The 16,921-nt window shown below is 67.7% G+C and carries 16 protein-coding genes and 1 pseudogene; 10 read left to right on the top strand and 7 right to left on the bottom strand.

The features are described from left to right. Positions 1 to 6: 6 nt before the first annotated feature. Positions 7 to 240, bottom strand: a complete 234-nt coding sequence (locus OK015_RS17840) for a hypothetical protein (RefSeq protein WP_268132861.1) — start codon at positions 238 to 240, stop codon at positions 7 to 9. 270 nt (positions 241 to 510) lie between these two features. On the opposite strand from OK015_RS17840, the gene OK015_RS17835 reads away from it, so the two are divergent. Further along, positions 511 to 960 (top strand): DUF5994 family protein, encoded by a 450-nt coding sequence (locus OK015_RS17835; RefSeq protein ID WP_268124982.1) that lies wholly within the window; start codon positions 511 to 513, stop codon positions 958 to 960. Here the strand turns inward: OK015_RS17835 and qcrB are convergent. From qcrB to ctaE, 4 genes are read right to left on the bottom strand one after another with little or no spacing between them, the layout of a single operon-like run. Beyond that, positions 957 to 2,606, bottom strand: a complete 1,650-nt coding sequence (qcrB, locus tag OK015_RS17830; protein WP_268124980.1) for a cytochrome bc1 complex cytochrome b subunit — start codon at positions 2,604 to 2,606, stop codon at positions 957 to 959. The genes OK015_RS17835 and qcrB overlap by 4 nt on opposite strands. Continuing rightward, positions 2,603 to 3,793, bottom strand: coding sequence for a cytochrome bc1 complex Rieske iron-sulfur subunit (qcrA, locus tag OK015_RS17825; protein WP_268124979.1), 1,191 nt, complete (start codon positions 3,791 to 3,793; stop codon positions 2,603 to 2,605). Before qcrA ends, qcrB begins: the two co-directional genes overlap by 4 nt. Beyond that, the gene (gene qcrC / locus OK015_RS17820; protein ID WP_268124977.1) at positions 3,790 to 4,650 is read right to left on the bottom strand and encodes a cytochrome bc1 complex diheme cytochrome c subunit; all 861 of its coding nucleotides are present in this window, start codon (positions 4,648 to 4,650) and stop codon (positions 3,790 to 3,792) included. Before qcrC ends, qcrA begins: the two co-directional genes overlap by 4 nt. 40 nt (positions 4,651 to 4,690) lie before the next feature. Then, positions 4,691 to 5,302, bottom strand: coding sequence for an aa3-type cytochrome oxidase subunit III (gene ctaE / locus OK015_RS17815; protein WP_268124975.1), 612 nt, complete (start codon positions 5,300 to 5,302; stop codon positions 4,691 to 4,693). A gap of 162 nt (positions 5,303 to 5,464) precedes the next feature. Here ctaE and trpD point away from each other — a divergent pair, with 162 nt between their 5' ends. Then, positions 5,465 to 6,568, top strand: coding sequence for an anthranilate phosphoribosyltransferase (gene trpD, locus OK015_RS17810; protein WP_268124973.1), 1,104 nt, complete (start codon positions 5,465 to 5,467; stop codon positions 6,566 to 6,568). Here the strand turns inward: trpD and OK015_RS17805 are convergent. Beyond that, positions 6,506 to 8,392, bottom strand: a pseudogene (locus OK015_RS17805) (DEDD exonuclease domain-containing protein); the annotation flags it as partial. The gene trpD and the pseudogene OK015_RS17805 sit on opposite strands and share 63 nt — an antisense overlap. A gap of 147 nt (positions 8,393 to 8,539) precedes the next feature. On the opposite strand from OK015_RS17805, the gene OK015_RS17800 reads away from it, so the two are divergent. The 4 genes from OK015_RS17800 (at position 8,540) to pimB (ending at position 12,307) form a co-directional block, all read left to right on the top strand. After that, positions 8,540 to 8,794 carry a hypothetical protein gene (locus tag OK015_RS17800; protein ID WP_268124971.1) on the top strand — a complete coding sequence of 85 codons (255 nt, stop codon included), beginning with the start codon at positions 8,540 to 8,542 and terminating at the stop codon, positions 8,792 to 8,794. Between the two features lie 185 nt (positions 8,795 to 8,979). Next, entirely contained in the window at positions 8,980 to 10,152 is a 1,173-nt protein-coding gene (gene ripC / locus OK015_RS17795; protein ID WP_268124969.1) for a peptidoglycan hydrolase RipC, read from the top strand. A gap of 49 nt (positions 10,153 to 10,201) precedes the next feature. Further along, on the top strand, positions 10,202 to 11,050 hold the full coding sequence (locus tag OK015_RS17790) for a hypothetical protein (RefSeq protein WP_268132860.1): 849 nt from the start codon (positions 10,202 to 10,204) through the stop codon (positions 11,048 to 11,050). A 96-nt stretch (positions 11,051 to 11,146) separates the two neighbouring features. Continuing rightward, positions 11,147 to 12,307, top strand: a complete 1,161-nt coding sequence (gene pimB, locus OK015_RS17785; protein ID WP_268124967.1) for a GDP-mannose-dependent alpha-(1-6)-phosphatidylinositol monomannoside mannosyltransferase — start codon at positions 11,147 to 11,149, stop codon at positions 12,305 to 12,307. Positions 12,308 to 12,311: 4 nt separating this feature from the next. On the opposite strand, the gene OK015_RS17780 is transcribed toward pimB, so the two are convergent. Continuing rightward, on the bottom strand, positions 12,312 to 14,114 hold the full coding sequence (locus tag OK015_RS17780) for an AMP-dependent synthetase/ligase (protein WP_268124965.1): 1,803 nt from the start codon (positions 14,112 to 14,114) through the stop codon (positions 12,312 to 12,314). A gap of 191 nt (positions 14,115 to 14,305) precedes the next feature. On the opposite strand from OK015_RS17780, the gene OK015_RS17775 reads away from it, so the two are divergent. The 4 genes from OK015_RS17775 (at position 14,306) to OK015_RS17760 (ending at position 16,890) form a co-directional block, all read left to right on the top strand. After that, positions 14,306 to 14,695 carry a polyketide cyclase / dehydrase and lipid transport gene (locus tag OK015_RS17775; protein WP_268132858.1) on the top strand — a complete coding sequence of 130 codons (390 nt, stop codon included), beginning with the start codon at positions 14,306 to 14,308 and terminating at the stop codon, positions 14,693 to 14,695. 107 nt (positions 14,696 to 14,802) lie between these two features. Then, positions 14,803 to 15,240, top strand: a complete 438-nt coding sequence (locus OK015_RS17770; protein WP_268132856.1) for an SRPBCC family protein — start codon at positions 14,803 to 14,805, stop codon at positions 15,238 to 15,240. Next, entirely contained in the window at positions 15,233 to 16,510 is a 1,278-nt protein-coding gene (locus OK015_RS17765; protein ID WP_268132854.1) for an ArsA family ATPase, read from the top strand. The genes OK015_RS17770 and OK015_RS17765 overlap by 8 nt, the downstream gene beginning before the upstream one ends. Continuing rightward, positions 16,507 to 16,890 (top strand): hypothetical protein, encoded by a 384-nt coding sequence (locus OK015_RS17760; RefSeq protein WP_268124963.1) that lies wholly within the window; start codon positions 16,507 to 16,509, stop codon positions 16,888 to 16,890. The genes OK015_RS17765 and OK015_RS17760 overlap by 4 nt, the downstream gene beginning before the upstream one ends. Positions 16,891 to 16,921 lie beyond the last annotated feature (31 nt).

Here is a 16,921-nt window from a genome sequence, read left to right as displayed (position 1 = left end):
CCGTCGTCAGGAGGCCTTGGCGTACCGGCGGACCAACTCGTTCTCCCGGAACGTGCTGGTGTACTGCAAGCCACCGTCGTCACGGCAGAAAAATGTCCATTTTCCCGGACTATTCTGCGGCGCGCCAATCATCTTGACCGTGTACCGCAGACGGGTGGGGACCAACGTGCCGATGACGTCACCGACCCGAATCTGCGAGGGATGAATCTCGGGTGCGTCGCTCCAGTCTTGTATCGCCATCATTTTGTTTGGCATCCCCACTTCCGTTGCCCTCACACTACGTGCAATCCCGCCGTCCACGTTCATTACCGAGAGGGCGGATCGGTAGCCGCCTGCTCGTGGCGTACCGTCAAGCGTGAGTTTTGCTTTCGTTGTCCAGCGGGCGTCCACCGCGTCGGCGCGGATGACACCTACTCCGCCGCCCTCCACCGGTGAGGGCGATGCCGACGGCGAAGGGAACCAGCCCGTGAATTGCGCAGCCCTCACCATCGCGGGCCGGCGACATCTGCGATGAGCCGTCCGTTCGGCGGTCGGGGCCGAGCCAATCCCGTCCGGCTATCGGTGGCTCGTGAGCTTGGCCGCGCCATCGACGGCGCGTGGTGGCCACGCGCCGACCGCATCACCAACGAATTGCCTGACCTCGTCGCGATCCTGAATCCCATGTTGGGAGCCGTGACTTCGATCAACGTCAACTGGCAACCGCTGCAACGGCCACCCGACCTCAATTGGCCGGGATGGGAACACAAGCGGCAGCACGTCATGACCATCAACGGCGAAGATGCTTGCGTCAACCTGCTGATCATTCCCTATGCGACGTACAGCGCGCTTGCCCTGATGGTGCTGCGGTGCGCCGCCAATTTGCCGGTCGGTGTGGCCGACCGCGACAAGCCGGCATTTGTGACCGCCGGCTCAATCCTGCGGGCCGCCCAACAGCAACGCGACCCGGCTGGCGCTAGCTAGTGCTCGCCGTTCGCGGACCCGTTGGTGCTGTCTTGGCGTTCGCGTAGCGCGGTCAGGGCGCGTTGCTCGGAGGCGTGAGCCGCCTCGCGCAGGGCGGCGTCCTCGGACGGCGGGTCGGCGAACAGGAAGCTGCCGCTACCCGGCGAACCGGCCGAGCCCAGCTTGTTCATCTTCACCGGCACCGGCGCGCCCTGGTACTCCAGCGGAATCGGGTGGCCGTGATCGTCGACCGGACCGAGCGGCTGGTGCAGCTCGACGTAGGCACCGTGCGGCAGCCGCTTGATGATGCCGGTCTCGACGCCGTGCTCGAGCACCGCACGGTCGCTGCGTTGCAGTCCAACACACCAGCGATAGGAGACGAAGAAGACGAACGGCGGCAGGATCACCATGCCGATGCGCCCGATCCACGTCGTCGCGTTCAGCGAGATGTGGAACGTGAACGCGATGATGTCGTTCATCGCGCAGAGCGTCAGCAGCATGTAGAAGGCGATCGCCATCGCGCCGATCGAGGTGCGAACCGGGACATCCCGCGGCCGCTGCAGCAGGTTGTGGTGGGCGTTGTCGCCGCTGAACCGCTTCTCCAGGAACGGGTAGACGACCAGCAGACCGAAAACCACGCCCATCAGAATCGCCACCCAGACCACCGCGGGGATGGTGTGGTGCCAGAAGTAGAACTCCCAGGGCGGCCAGATACGGGCCAGGCCTTCCGTCCACATCATGTAGAAGTCGGGCTGCGATCCGGCCGACACCTGAGATGGCTTGTAGGGCCCCAGGTTCCAGATCGGGTTGATCTGTAGCAGGCCACCCATCAGGCCGAGCACACCGACGATCGCGGCGAAGAATGCGCCGGACTTGACCGCGAACACCGGCATCACCCGCACGCCGACGACGTTGTGCTCGGTGCGGCCCGGGCCGGGGAACTGGGTGTGCTTCTGGAACCACACCATGGCCAGGTGCATCCCGATCAGGGCCAGGATGATGCCGGGGATCAGCAGGATGTGCAGCGCGTACATCCGCGGAATCAGGATGGTGCCGGGGAAGTCGCCGCCGAACAGGGCCCAGTGCAGCCAGGTTCCGATCACCGGCATGCCCAGCGTGATCGAGGAGAGCGCGGCCCGCAGCCCGATGCCCGACAGCAGGTCGTCCGGCAGCGAGTAGCCGAAGTAGCCCTCGAACATGGACAGGATCAGCAGCAGCGAGCCGATGACCCAGTTCGCCTCGCGCGGCCGGCGGAACGCGCCGGTGAAGAAGATGCGCGCCAGGTGCACCATGATCGACGCGGAGAACATCAAGGCGGCCCAGTGGTGGATTTGGCGGACGAACAGGCCGCCGCGGACTTCGAAGGAGATGTCGAGCGCCGACTGGTAGGCCCGCGACATCTCGACGCCGCGCAGCGGCTGGTAGACACCGTTGTAGGTGACGTCGACCATCGACGGGTCGAAGAACAGCGTCAGGTACACGCCGGTGATCAGCAGCACGAAGAAGCTGTACATCGCGATCTCACCGAGCAGGAACGACCAGTGCGTGGGAAAGACCTTGTTGAGCTGTCTGCGCACTGCCGCCGACGGGTGATACCGCGAATCGATGTCCTCGCCTTGGCGGGCCAGGACATCGCCGATCTTCGGGGGACTTAGTTTCGGACTCATGTTGTCGTCCTCTCCCAGAATGCCGGTCCGACGGGCTCGATGAAGTCACCGTTGGCAACCAGATACCCGTTCGAGTCGATGGTGATGGGCAGTTGCGCCAACGCACGGGCGGCCGGGCCGAAGATCGGCTTGGCGAAGTGCAAAGCGTCGAACTGCGACTGGTGGCAGGGGCACAGGATTCGGTAGGACTGCTGCTCGTAGAGCGACGACGGGCAGCCCAGGTGTGAGCAGACCTTGGTGAACGCGAAGAACTCGCCGAAGTTGAAGCTCTCCTGGTTCTGTCGTTTGACCACGCGGGGCATGTCGGTGGGCCGAATACGGATGAGCATCACGGGATTACGGACGCCCATCTTGATCTCGTTCAGCTTTTCGTGGGACTCCACAGTGGTGCCGTCGCCGTCGGACTCCCGCCACGGGAACACGGTCTCCATGCCGCCGGCGTCGATGTCCTCGGGGCGCATCTTGACGAACGGCGCCCCGCTGGTGGCTCCGGTCGAGCGCGCCAGATAGATCGTCTCGCCGTGGAAGCGCGGGGTCCAGCCCGACGTCCACAGCACTGCTTTCAGACCGTCGGCGGTGGGCACGACCGGCTTCCACGGGTTCTTGATCAGGCCGCCGGCAAACGCCACCAAGGTGCCGAGGCCGAACGCCCCCATGCCCAGGCCGAAGGACGCACCGATCAGCTTGCGGCGGCCGATCGTCGACGTCTGGTACGCGTCGGTCAGGTTGGCCACGACCGTCTTGCGGTCGAGGTCACGGGAGGCGCCGTCATGGCGGTCCTGAATCGAAATCTCTTCCGGGATAAACCGTTTCTGGTAGAGGATCGCGCCGATCGCGATCGACAGGACGGACGCCCCGAAGGTCAGGCCGTACAGCGGGGTGGCCAGCGAGTAGAGGAAGTTGCCGGACTCCTCGTTCGACTTGTACTCCCACGGCCAGAACAAGAAGATCAGCAGCAGCGCCAGCCCGAAACCGCCGCCCAGCAAAAGCCACAGGGCAACGCCGCGCTCGGCGCGCTTTTCGGCCTTCGTGCCCTCGACCGGCCAGCGAGGCTCCTTGAAAACGGTCTCGACCCCGTCGATCTTGCCGCCCAGGACGAGCAGTTCCTGGTTGGACATCGCGGCCAGCGCCGCCTCGTCAGGCTCGCGGGGCGTGCCGGTGCCCTCCGTGATTTCCGGGTCACTCATGCTCGCGCCCCAATCCACAGTGCCAACGCGATGGCGGCGACCATCCCGATGATCCACATCGCCATGCCCTCGGGTGCGGGTCCGAACCCGCCGAGGCCATAGCCGCCCGGCGAACGCTCCTCGGTGACGCTCTTGACGTAGCCGATGATGTCCTTCTTGGCCTCGAAGGAAAGCTGCCGGTCGGCGAACTTCGGCATGTTCTGCGGGCCGGTCAGCATCGCGGTCAGGATCTGCTGCTCGTTGGCCTCACCCAGATCGGGCGCGAACTTGCCCGACGACAGCGCCCCGCCCTTACCGGTGAAGTTGTGGCACGACGCGCAGTTGAGACGGAAGAGATCACCGCCGCGGCCCAGGTCGGTGCCGCGCAGCGAGTGCATCGCGATGCTGCCGTCGGGGTTGCGCACCACGGTGGGGCCACCGCCGTTGGCCTGCACGAATGCTCCGATCGCGTCGATCTGGGCCTCGTCGAAGATCGGCGCTTTACGCGGTGCCTGCGCCTCGCCGCGCATGGCCGGCATCCGGCCGCTGGAGACTTGGAAGTAGACGGCCGCCTCGCCGACGCCGATCAGGCTGGGCCCGTGGTCGGGCACGCCTTGCAGATTGGCCCCGTGGCAGGACACGCACGAGGTGTCGAACAGCTGCTTGCCGTTACGCAGCAGTGCCGAGTTCGACTCGTCGGCGACGGCTACCTGGGGAGTAGGGGTCAGCACGGCGGCCAGCCCACCGGAGATGGTCAGCGCGATCATCAGCAGCAGGCCGCCCGACAGCCGGCGGCGAAGCCGCCGTCGCGACTGTTCTTTTCGCGGCTGGCTCTGCGGCTTGCGGCCGCGGGATCGGGTGAATCCCAGTTTCTTCAACCGAGCACTCCTGTTCATTCCTCTTTGAAAGCGCCGGCCTTCAGCGGATGAAATAGATCACGGTGAACAGCGCGATCCACACGATGTCGACGAAATGCCAGTAGTAGGAGACGACGATGCTGGCCGTCGCCTGCGCCGGGGTGAACTTGCTCATTCCGGTGCGGGCGAGCAGGAAGATGAAGGCGATCAGCCCGCCGGTGACGTGCAGGCCGTGGAAACCGGTGGCCAGATAGAACACGCTGCCGTAGGCGCTGCCGTGGATGGTCGTCCCGTGGGTAGCCAGGTGGAAGTACTCGTAGCCCTGCCCGAGGACGAAGAACAGCCCCATCAGGAAGGTGATCACGTACCAGCGGCGCAGGCCGAAGACGTCGCCGCGCTCGGCGGCGAACACGCCCATCTGGCAGGTGAACGACGACGCGATGAGCACCAACGTCACCGGCACGGCCTGGTACAGATTCAGCTCGGTGGGGGGCGGCGGCCAGTTCCCACCGGCCTGCGCCCGCGCCGTGAAATAGAACGCGAACAGGCCAGCAAAGAACATCAGCTCGCTGGAAAGCCACACTATGGTGCCGACACTGACCATATTGGGCCGATTCAGCGAATGCACCCGAGACGTGATCGCAGTCCCCGAGGTCCCTACAGCACTCGTCACATCCGCAAGTATGACGCTTTGTAGTTGTTGAACTCTACCCGGGGCGGAAATTCGCTCGGGCGCGTCGTCTTCGGAGACTCTGCAGGAGCCTTTGCAAGGGTCTTTTGGAAGAGCCCGTAGCGACGGTTGGGCGGGAGTTGATCCACATGGGACCATCGGCGCGTGGCTGTGTCATCTGAGGCTCCCTCGCCCCGGGCGTTTTCCGCGGCGTCGGCCGGGGTCGTGCCGACGTGGCCGCAACTGCTGGGCCGTTTGTCCGACGGGCAGGACCTGGCCCGGGGCCAGGCCGCGTGGGCGATGGACCAGATCATGACCGGCAATGCGCGCCCGGCCCAGATCGCCGCGTTCGCGGTCGCGATGAAGATGAAGGTGCCGACCGCGCCCGAGGTCAGCGAGCTGGCCGACGTGATGCTGAGCCACGCGCGCCGCATCCCCGCGGACGCGATCCGCGACGACGCCGTCGACATCGTCGGAACGGGCGGCGACGGGGTCAACACCGTCAACCTGTCGACGATGGCGGCGATCGTGGTCGCCGCCGCGGGGGTGCCGGTGGTCAAACACGGCAACCGGGCGGCCTCCTCGCTGTCCGGCGGCGCCGACACCCTCGAGGCCCTCGGCGTGCGGATCGACCTGGGACCCGACCAGGTCGCGCGCAGCCTCGCCGAAGTCGGGATCGGGTTCTGCTTCGCGCCGATGTTCCACCCGTCCTACCGGCACGCGTCAGCGGTGCGCCGCGAGATCGGAATACCGACCGTCTTCAATCTGCTTGGGCCGCTGACCAATCCGGCTTTGCCGCGGGCCGGGCTGATCGGCTGCGCGTTCGCCAACCTCGCCGAGGTGATGGCCGGCGTGTTCGCCGCGCGACGCGCCAGCGTGCTGGTCGTGCATGGCGACGACGGTCTGGACGAATTGACCACGACCACCACCAGCACGATCTGGCGGGTGCAGGCCGGCACGGTGGACAAGCTGACATTCGACCCCGCCGGCTTCGGGTTCGCCCGCGCCGAGATCGACGACCTGGTCGGTGGCGACGCGCAGGCCAACGCCGAGGAGGTGCGGGCCGTGCTGGGCGGTGCCCAGGGCGCGGTCCGCGATGCCGTCGTGCTCAACGCCGCCGGCGCGATCGTCGCGCACGCGGGCCTATCCAGCCGCGCTGAATGGTTGCCGGCCTGGGAGGACGGCCTGGCCCGCGCCAGCGCGGCCGTCGACTCCGGGGCCGCCGAACAGCTGCTCGCGCGTTGGGTGCGGTTCAGCGAGCGGGTCTGAGTCCAGTCGCCAGCCGCCCGCCGACGATGCGGGCCGAGCAGCGGCCCGCGCAGGAAGCGGGCCATCGGGCCACGTCTGTTCGGCCGCCAGCCGTGCCGAGCGCGCCGCTGCCGCCCATCCCGCCCAAGCGCCCGCCGATCGCAGCGGCGAGGCCCACCCGATGTCGTCGGCGACTCGCACGATGCGTACTCCCGGGGCGCCCAGCCAGCGTGCGATCAGAGCAGTCTCTTCGACCAGCGCACCGCCGAGTGGCGCGGCGGCCGTCAAAATCGCTTGTGCGCCAGCATGAATGGCGTCGACTACCGGCATCGGGGGCACCCCACGGCGGGCGCTGCCGGCCGCGGCGAGCTGGCCGTAGCGGATGACGGCGAGGTGATAGCCCCCGCTGCCGTCCGGGGCCGCGGCGATCAGCTCGGGCAGCGCGGCCAGCGCCCGTAGGCGCTGGCCCCGCCACAGCACCTCGACGGCGGTGGCGGTGTGGTCGCGCAGGCGCGCCGCACTCTCGAAGTGGCGATGCTCGGCGAGGGCGCCGATCTGACGAACGGCCGCGTCCAGCGCGCTGCTGTCGGCGCCGTCGATCAGGGCCGCGGCGCGTTGGACAGCCTCGGCGTACTGCGTCGCAATCACATCGCGGGTGGCGGGGCACGGCGACACTTCGACCTCGGCGCAGGCTGGACCGTGGCGGCCCGAACGCCCGAGTCGGGTTGTGCAGGTGCGGATTCCGGTGAACCGCGCCAGCAGCCGCGCGGTGTCGGCGGCGTCGGTGCGGGACCGAAACGGTCCGATGGCGCGGTCGTGTCGCGGGGCCCGCACCACCACCAGCCGCGGGAACGCCTCGTCGCTCAGTACCACCCACCACCAGCGCTGGGGAAACCTCGACCGGCGGTTGTACGGGGGAGCGTGCGCGGCCAGCATCCGCAGCTCCCGCACCCCGGCCTCCAGCGCGTGGGCGCACTCGACATGGTCGACCGTGCCGGCCAGCGTGACCATCTCCTTCATCCGGCCGCGCGGGTCGGCCCCGGTGAAGTACTGGCTGACCCGGCGGCGCAGGTCGACGGCCGTGCCGACGTAGAGCACCTCGCCCGCGGGTCCGCGGAACAGGTAGACCCCGGGCCGGTGCGGCAGGCCGTCGGCGAGCACGCGCTTGCGGCGCTGGGCGGGTGTCACGTTGGGCAGGTACGAGCGCAGCTCGCCATAGGTGTGCACGCCCTGGTTGCCCACTCGCTCGATCAGGGCGTGCAACACGTCGACGGTGGCGCGGGCGTCGTCGAGGGCACGGTGGGTGGGTTGGGTGGCCCCCCCGATCTGGTTGGCGAACAGCCGCGCCAGGCCGGCCAGCGCCACGCTGGGGGCCTCCTCGCGGCTCAACACCCGCCGCGCCAGCCGGACCGTGCACAGCACTTGCGGTTGGGGCCAACGGATTTCGCAGTGTTGTGCGGCGGCCCGCAGAAACCCGATGTCGAACCCCGCGTTGTGGGCGACGAGCACCGCATCGCCGGCGAACTCCAAGAACATCGGCAGTACGGCGTCGATGGTGGGGGCGTCGCACACCATCGCCGTGGTGATGCCGGTGAGCGCAACGATCTGGGGCGGGATACTGCGCCGCGGGTCCACCAGGGTGGCGAACTCGCCGAGGACGACGCCGCCGCGGACCTTGACCGCCCCGATCTCGGTGATGGCGTCGGCGGGTGTGTCGTCGTTTCCGCGGCTGCGTCCGCCGGTCGTCTCCAAGTCCACCACGACAAAGGTGGTCTCGCGCAGCAGGGTTTCCGCGCCGGATTCCAGGTCGGCGAAACTCAGTTGAGTCCCACCAGTCACACCCATGAGCGTGACGTTAAGTACGCGCACCGACAGCCGCGGTGTTCCCACGCCGGGGTGTTCCCACGCCGGGTCGTGCTCGGCAAAAGATGTCGGTGCCCGCGGTTAGCGTTCGGGATAGCACGACCAAGCCGGAGGAGAGGACCCATCTTGATGGCGCATTGCAGCGGACCCGACAGCAAAGGTGTCGCGGCGCCTGGACCGGGCGCACCGGTGGTGATCGATTGCGACGACTGCGCGGCGCGCGGCCCGGGATGCCGGGATTGCGTGATCAGTGTGCTACTCGGGGTACCGGAAACTTTGTTGCAGGACGAACGTGCGGCCCTCGAGGTGCTCGCGGAGGTCGGATTGGCGCCGCGGCTGCGTCTGGTGCCGATACATCGAAATCGCGGGTCCGGGGTCGCCTAATGGCCCTGAGTGCCAAAACCCCTGGACCGACTCATTTACCCTGTCTTGTTCACATACTTATGACAGAAATCTTTCCATTTTCTTAACGATCTTGTTTGGACAACGCCGATATCGTTTCGTAACCTGTTTGAGACCTAAACCCAGCTCGACCTCGAACGTCGACGGCAGTTTAAGGAAGCAATACTTTGAGTCTCGGCTCTGTGCATTCGATCTCGCGTGTCATCAGGCGGTCCGTAGTCGGGACGCTCGCAGGTTTCGCGGTTTTATCGGGTGTGTGCGCCGCCAATGTCATGGCCGATCCGGCCGACGACGCCCTGGCAAAGCTCAGCGAGCTATCCCGGCAGGCCGAGCAGACCACCGAGGCGATGCACAGCGCGCAGCTCGACCTCAACGAGAAGCTCGCCGCCCAGCAGGCCGCCGACAAGAAGCACGCGGATGACCAGGCCGCGGTGGAGGGCGCGAAGGCTCGGCTGGCCACCTTCCAGAACGCCGTCGACAAACTTGCCGCCGCGACCTACATGGGTGGCCGCACCGACGGCATGGAGGCCATGCTCACCGCCCAGTCACCGCAGGGGCTGATCGACAAGATGGCCGTCCAGCGCGTGATGGCAACTCAAATGTCCACGCAGATGGCGAGTTTCCGCGTCGCCGGCGAGCAGGCCGCCAGGGCTGAGCAGGCATCGGCCAAGTCCGCCGCCGACGCGAAGAGCGCGGCCGAGCAGGCTGCCGCGGTCCGGGCCAGCCTGCAGTCCAAGCAGAGCCAGCTGCAGGTTCAGATCGCGGTCGTGAAGTCGCAGTACGTGTCGTTGTCGCCACAGCAGCGCACCGCGCTGGCCGACCCCGGGCAGATGCCGGCCGCGGCTCCGCCGCCCGGTGCGCCAGCGCCGGACGCATTGCCGCCTGGTGCCGCGCCGGCTCCCGGTGCGCCGGCACCGGGTGAGGTGCCGCCGCCGGGTGGCATGCTGCCCGGGTTCCCCGGGATGGCTCCCGGTGGTCCCGGTGGCCCCGGTGGTGACCGCGCCAACGTCGTGCAGGCGGCGCTGACCCAGGTTGGAACGCCGTACTCGTGGGGCGGTGCCGCTCCCGGCGGGTTCGACTGCTCCGGCTTGGTGATGTGGGCCTTCCAGCAGGCCGGCATCTCGCTGCCGCACTCCAGCCAGGCGCAGGCTCACGGCGGTCAGCCGGTGGCGCTGTCGGACCTGCAGCCCGGCGACGTGCTGACCTTCTATTCGGACGCGTCACATAGCGGCATCTACGTCGGCGACGGCATGATGATCCACTCGTCCACCTACGGTGTGCCGGTGCGGGTGGTGCCGATGAATTCGTCCGGCCCGATCTACGACGCCCGCCGTTACTGACCGATCCGACGCGGCACAATTCGGTCGGCAGCGCCGGTGGCTTCCGACCCTGCTGGCCTGGATCTTTGTTGTCGAGTTCGTTGCGGCGGCGGCCGTGCCGCTCGACGCGCGCGACGGCCGGATAAGACGCGCGCAGCTGGTCGCCCCCGCTGGCAGCCACCCGATCGCCGTGCGAGCACCCCTGAGCGTCGGCGACCGCGAGGTCCGCTTGATCGGCCTCGGCGGTCCGGCGGCCGAGCGCCTGCTGACCCGCATCGCAGCGGAGATGCCCACCGCGATCGACAAAGTGGAGGCCTTCTGGGGACTCGACTGGTCGCGGGACATCTCGGTGGTGGTTGCCGGCTCCGACGACCAGTTTCGCGCCGCTGCCGGCGGCGGATCGCCGTCACAGTGGGCCGACATCGCGGCAGTAACCGTCGCCGATCGGATTGATCCGGCGCACCGGACGGTGGTCGGCGAGCGGATCGTGTTCGCGCCCGGCGCCGCGGCCATGAGCGACTCGGCGTTGCGAATCGTGCTGACTCACGAGCTTTTCCATTACGCGTCGCGCGCCGATACCGCGCTGGACGCACCGCGATGGCCGGCCGAAGGCGTCGCGGATTTCATCGCCCGGCCCAGTGTCCCGGTCCCGGCCGAAGTGCGGTCGCAGAACGTGTCCTTGCCGTCGGACTTCGAGCTGGACATGCCCGGGCCGCAGCGCTCGCTGGCCTACGACCGCGCATGGTGGTTCGCCCGCTTCGTCGCCGACACCTTCGGAACGCCGAAATTGCGCGGCTACTACCTCGCCGTCTGCGGCGTCGCACACCTCGACCCGTTCGCTGCCGCCCGCGACGTGCTGGGCATCGACTCGGTGGGCCTGCTCGCACGCTGGCAGCAGTGGATGGTCGGCGGGGCTTGATTGCCCGACTCGCCCCCTCGCCGCTGCGCGGCTGGGGGGTGCCCCCACCTCAGACCACCGCGTGGTCTGCATCGTCGTCAGGCTAACCTGACCCAAGTGAGCCGGGTCCTGCTGGTAACCAACGACTTTCCGCCGCGGCGCGGTGGCATCCAGTCCTACCTGGCCGAGTTCGTCGACCGGCTGGTGACCGCCGGGTCGCATGCGGTGCTGGTGTACGCGCCGCAATGGAAGGGCGCCGAGGCCTATGACGCGGCCGCGGGCGGCTACCGGGTGGTGCGCCATCCGGGCACGCTGATGCTGCCCGGCCCGGCGGTCGACGCCCGGATGCGCCGGCTGATCGGCGACCACGGCATCGATACCGTGTGGTTCGGCGCGGCTGCGCCCCTGGCGCTGCTGGCGGCGCGTGCCCGGCAGGCCGGAGCGACCCGGGTGCTGGCCAGCACGCACGGCCACGAAGTGGGCTGGTCGATGCTTCCGGTGGCGCGATCGGTGCTACGACGCATCGGCAACGACACCGACGTCGTGACCTTCGTCAGCCGTTACACCCGGTCCCGGTTTGCGACGGCGTTCGGGCCCGCGGCGTCACTGGAATACCTGCCGTCGGGGGTCGACACCGACCGGTTCCGGCCCGACCCGGCCGGTCGCGCGGAGCTGCGCCACCGCTACGGGCTGGGGGAGCGGCCCACGGTCGTGTGCCTGTCCCGGCTGGTTCCGCGCAAGGGGCAGGACATGCTGATCAAGGCGCTGCCGGCGATCCGGGAGCGAGTCGACGGCGCGGCGTTGGTGATCGTCGGCAGCGGCCCGTACCTCGACACGCTGCGCAAGCTGGCCCAGGACTGCGGGGTGGCCGACCACGTGACCTTCACTGGTCCGGTGCCGTCGGCCGAGCTCCCCGCCCATTACGCGCTGGCCGACGTGTTCGCGATGCCGTGCCGGACCCGCGGTGCGGGCATGGATGTCGAGGGCCTGGGCATCGTCTTTCTGGAGGCCTCGGCGACCGGCGTGCCGGTGATCGCCGGCGAGTCGGGTGGAGCTCCGGAAACCGTGCAGCACAACAAGACTGGGGTCGTCGTCGATGGAAACTCGGTGCAAAAGGTGGGCGACGCCGTCACCGAGTTGCTGGCTGATCCGGACCGGGCCGCGGCGATGGGCGCGGCCGGGCGCGAGTGGGTGACGTCGCAGTGGCGCTGGGACCTTCTGGCCGCCCGGCTGGCCGAGTTGCTGCGGGGTCAATCCTCGTCGGCCACGCTGGCCTGACGCGCTATTCCTTTTCGTAGAGCGCCTCGATGTCGGAGGCGAACTTCTCGGCCACCACGTTGCGCTTGAGCTTCATCGTCGGGGTCAGCTCGCCGGTATCCTCGGTGAAGTCGACCGGCAGGATGCGGAACTTGCGGATCGACTCGGCGTGCGAAACCGACAGGTTGGCCTGCTTGACCGCCGCGTCGATCTCGGCCACCAGGTCCGGATCGGTGGCAAGATCGCCCACCGCTGAGCCGTCGGCCTTGCCGTTGCGTTGCTTCCAACCGTCGAAGGCCTCCGGGTCGATCGTGATCAGCGCGCCGACAAAGGGTTTGGCGTCGCCGACCACCATCGCCTGGCTGATCAGCGGGTGTGCCCGCAGCTGGTCTTCCAGCACGGCGGGGGCGACGTTCTTGCCGCCGGCGGTGACGATGAGCTCTTTCTTGCGGCCGGTGATCTTCAGGAAACCGTCCTCGTCGAGCGCGCCGAGATCGCCGGTCTTGAACCAGCCGTCGGCGAACGCCTCCTTGGTGGCCTGTTCGTTGTGCCAGTAGCCACTGAACACCACGCCGCCGCGCACCAATAGCTCGCCGTCGTCGGCTATGCGCATGCTGTTGCCCGGCAACAACGTTCCGACGGTGCCGATTTTGACCCTGCCGACCTGGTTGACCGTGATGGCCGAGCTCGTCTCGGTCAGGCCGTAGCCCTCGTGGATGGTCAGCCCGACGCCCCGGTAGAAGTGGCCGAGTCGCGCGCCCAGCGGTGCGCCGCCGGACACCGACGCGTGGCAGTCGCCGCCCAGCGCCGCGCGCAGCTTGTGGTAAACCAGCCGGTCGAACAACGCGTGCCTGGCGCGCAGCAGCAGCCCGGGCCGGCCGCGGTCGTGGGCCTCGCTCCAGTCGACCGCGGTCTGCACGGCCTTGGCGAAGATCGGTCCCTTGCCGTCGTTGGCGGCGTTCTGCTCGGCCGTGTTGTAAACCTTCTCGAAGACCCGGGGTACCGACACCACCACCGTCGGCTTGAACACCGCCAACATCGGCAGCAGGTTCTTGATATCGCTGGTGAAGCCGACGGTCACCTTGTTGGCGAACGCGGACAGCGTGAGCGAGCGGGCCAGCACATGGGCCAATGGCAGGAAGATCAGCAGCCGCTGACCCTCGTCCAGCAGGGTGGGGAGGCACTCCTTGGCTCCCTGCGTCTCGTAGAGCAGGTTGGAATGCGTGAGTTGGCAACCCTTGGGACGTCCGGTGGTCCCCGACGTATAGATCAGCGTTGCGGGATCGTCGGGGCGCAACGCCGCCAGCCGGGCATTCAGCTCCTCCGGGTCGACGGACGCGCCGGCCTCGACCAGCTGGTCGAGTGCCTTGGGGCCCGCACCCTCGATGTGCAGCACCCGGCGCAGGGCCGGAAGGTCGCCGGTGAGCTCGGTGACCATCGCGGCGTGCGCATCGGTTTCGGCGAACGCCACGACGGCTTCGGAGTCCTGCAGCACCCAGCGCACCTGCTCCGCCGACGAGGTCTCGTAGATCGGGACGGTGACGGCGCCGATGGACAGGATGGCGAGGTCGAGGATCGCCCACTCGTAGCGGGTGGCCGAAAAGATGGACACCCGGTCGCCGGCCTGTACATCCAGCGAGATCAGACCCAATGCCGCGGAACGAATTTGCTGGGCGGCCTCCGCGCAGGTGACGTCGGTCCAGACCCCGTCGACCTGGCGTTGATAGATGACAAAGCTGGGGTCGTCGCGTTCGTGCTCGAAGACCATGGCCGCGATGTTGTCGTGCTCGCCGAGGGTGAAGCGGGCAGGAACGCTGTACTCACGCACTCTTTTGACCTCGATTGACCTAGTGACCGGTGGCCGGCTTGCTCTGACCCAGACTAATCGCGGTATTCGCGCAGCAACCAAGCAGTCGGTTGGGCGGCATCGCGATGGCGGCGACGGGCGCGCGGCGCGGCGTGCGGGCCCGGCGTGCCCTCGGCGGCGTGCGGCGAATATCGATGTGTGAAGCTGACACGATGCACAGCATCCAGATCGCGGATCAGACGTATGTCGCGGCCGCTGGCGCACTGGTCGGCGCGGCGGTCGCCGACCGGTCGAGCTGGCGGCGGTGGTGGCCCGATCTGCGGCTGCAGGTCGTCGAGGATCGCGCGGAGAAGGGAATCCGCTGGACGGTCACCGGGGCACTGACCGGCACCATGGAGATCTGGCTGGAGCCGTCGCTGGACGGGGTGGTGCTGCATTACTTCCTGCACGCCGAACCGACGGGCGTGGCGGCCTGGCAGCTGGCCAAGCTGAACCTGGCGAAAATGACACACCGCCGCCGGGTGGCCGGCAAGAAAATGGCTTTCGAGGTCAAGACGACATTGGAACGGTCACGTCCGGTCGGTATTTCTCCGGTAGTTTAACTCCGGTCAAGGTTCGCCCGCAGAGTACCGTTTCGGTCCAAGGGCGGGGTACTACCGGAGATGACCCGGGAGTGGACCGGCTTGCGGGAGAGAAGGGTAGCGGCCAGGTGGCGGAGAAGACGACCCAGACCATTCACATCGAGGCAGATCCAGACACGGTGCTGCAGGTGATCGCCGACATCGATTCGTACCCGGAATGGATCTCGGAATACAAGGAAGCCGAAGTGCAGGAGCGCGGCGCCGACGGCTACCCGAAAACCGTTCGATTCGTGATGGACGCCGGCGTCATCAAGGACACCATGGTGATGTCATATCAGTGGCCGGCGGACCACGAGTCGCTGAGCTGGACCCTGGTGTCCAGCTCGCTGCTGCGTTCCCTTGAGGGATCATATCGGTTGGCGGCCAAGGGATCTGGAACCGATGTCACTTACGAACTGTCGGTCGACCTGGCGATGCCGATGATCGGGTTGCTCAAGCGCAAGGCCGAGCGCAGGCTGACCGACACCGCTCTAAAGGATCTAAAGAAACGAGTCGAGGCTGAGTGAGTCCGGTCCACCCGCTTCTTCCTTTTCGAAGGCCCGAATTAGTCTCTTCGTTGGTAAGGGCGGGGTAGGAAAATCCACCCTCGCTTCTGCTACCGCGGTCTGTGACGCGATCGAGGGGCAGCGCGTGCTGGTGGTGTCAACCGACCAGGCACACTCGCTGGGCGATGTGCTCGGCATCCCGGTGCTGCCGAGTGGTCGGGGCGAACCGGTTCGAGTGCTCGCGGATGACGCCGCCGAGACGGGCAGTGGTTCGCTCGACGCGATGGCGCTGGACACCCTTGCTCTGCTCGAGGCGCGGTGGCAGGAGGTCGTCACCGCGTTGGATCGGCGGTTTCCCGACTCCGAGCTGAGCAGCATTGCGCCCGAAGAACTCTCGGCGTTGCCGGGCATCCAGGAAGTGCTGGGTCTGCACGCGGTCGGCGAGCTCGCGGCGTCCGGGCGATGGGACCGCGTCGTCGTCGATTGCGCCTCGACCGCGGACGCGTTGCGCATGCTCACCCTGCCCGCCACGTTCGGGCTCTACGTCGAGCGCGCCTGGCCGCGGCATCGGCGGCTGTCCGTCACCGCCGACGACCCCCGCTCCGCCGCGGTGGTGGAGCTGATCGAACGCATCAGCACCAGCGTCGAGCGGCTCAGCGCACTGCTCACCGACGGGGAGCTGGTCAGCGCGCACCTGGTGTTGACGCCCGAGCGAGTGGTGGCCGCCGAGGCGGTCCGGACGCTGGGCTCGTTGGCGCTGATGGGCGTGCGGGTCGAGGAGCTGATCATCAATCAGGTTTTGGTGGAAGACGAGTCGTACGAGTACCGCAATCTGCCCGAGCACCCGGCGTTCTACTGGTATGGCGAGCGCATCTCGGAGCAGCGCGCGGTGCTCGAGGAACTCGATGCCACCATCGGTGATGTGGCGCTCGTGATGACCCCGCACCTGGCGGGCGAGCCGATCGGTCCCAAGGCGCTGGGCGGATTGCTGGACAGCGCCCGTCTTCGGCGTGGAGCGGCCCCACCAGGGCCGTTGCGTCCTATTGTGGAGCTCGAGTCCGGGTCGGGACTTGGGTCGACATACCGTATGCGGCTAACGTTGCCCCAGCTCGACCCCGGATCACTGTCGCTGGGCCGGGTGGACGACGACTTGATCATCAGCGCCGGCGGGTTGCGGCGCAGGGTTCGGTTGGCGTCCGTGCTTCGGCGGTGCACGGTGCTCGACGCGCACCTGCGGGGCGGTGAGCTGACAGTTCGTTTTCGACCGGATCCGGAGGTGTGGCCTAAGTGAGTAAGGCACACGCCGATATCGGTCCGGAACTGCGCAAGCTGGCCGAGGCGATTCTGAACGGAATCGACCCCGCCGTGCGCATGGCGGCCGCGATGACGGCCGGCAACGGTGTGGGGACAGGCAAGTGCCAACAGATCTGGTGTCCGGTGTGCGCGCTGGCCGCGCTGGCGACCGGCGATCAGCACCCGCTGCTGACCGTCATCGCGGATCACAGCATCGCGCTGCTCGAGGTGATTCGCGCGATCGTCGACGACATCGACCGTTCGGCGCAACCGCCTCCGGACGATCCGCCCGGCGGCGGGCACGCCGAGGACGGCCCGGCCGACGATGCCAACGGGCGAACTCGCTACCAGCCGATCGCGGTGACGATCGAAGAGTAGATGGGCACGCGTTGAATGTGGTCCCTTCCGT

The sequence above is a fragment of the Mycobacterium sp. Aquia_216 genome, from assembly GCF_026723865.1.
GTDB lineage: Bacteria > Actinomycetota > Actinomycetes > Mycobacteriales > Mycobacteriaceae > Mycobacterium.
This window is presented reverse-complemented; position numbering and strand designations above follow the sequence as displayed.

Excerpts from the sequence above, each read along its gene's own strand:
- qcrA (WP_268124979.1), bottom strand. The coding sequence starts at position 3,793 with ATGAGTGACCCGGAAATCACGGAGGGCACCGGCACGCCCCGCGAGCCT.
- OK015_RS17840 (WP_268132861.1), bottom strand. The coding sequence starts at position 240 with ATGGCGATACAAGACTGGAGCGACGCACCCGAGATTCATCCCTCGCAG.
- qcrB (WP_268124980.1), bottom strand. The coding sequence starts at position 2,606 with ATGAGTCCGAAACTAAGTCCCCCGAAGATCGGCGATGTCCTGGCCCGC.
- OK015_RS17800 (WP_268124971.1), top strand. The coding sequence starts at position 8,540 with ATGGCGCATTGCAGCGGACCCGACAGCAAAGGTGTCGCGGCGCCTGGA.
- OK015_RS17835 (WP_268124982.1), top strand. The coding sequence starts at position 511 with ATGAGCCGTCCGTTCGGCGGTCGGGGCCGAGCCAATCCCGTCCGGCTA.
- OK015_RS17775 (WP_268132858.1), top strand. The coding sequence starts at position 14,306 with ATGCACAGCATCCAGATCGCGGATCAGACGTATGTCGCGGCCGCTGGC.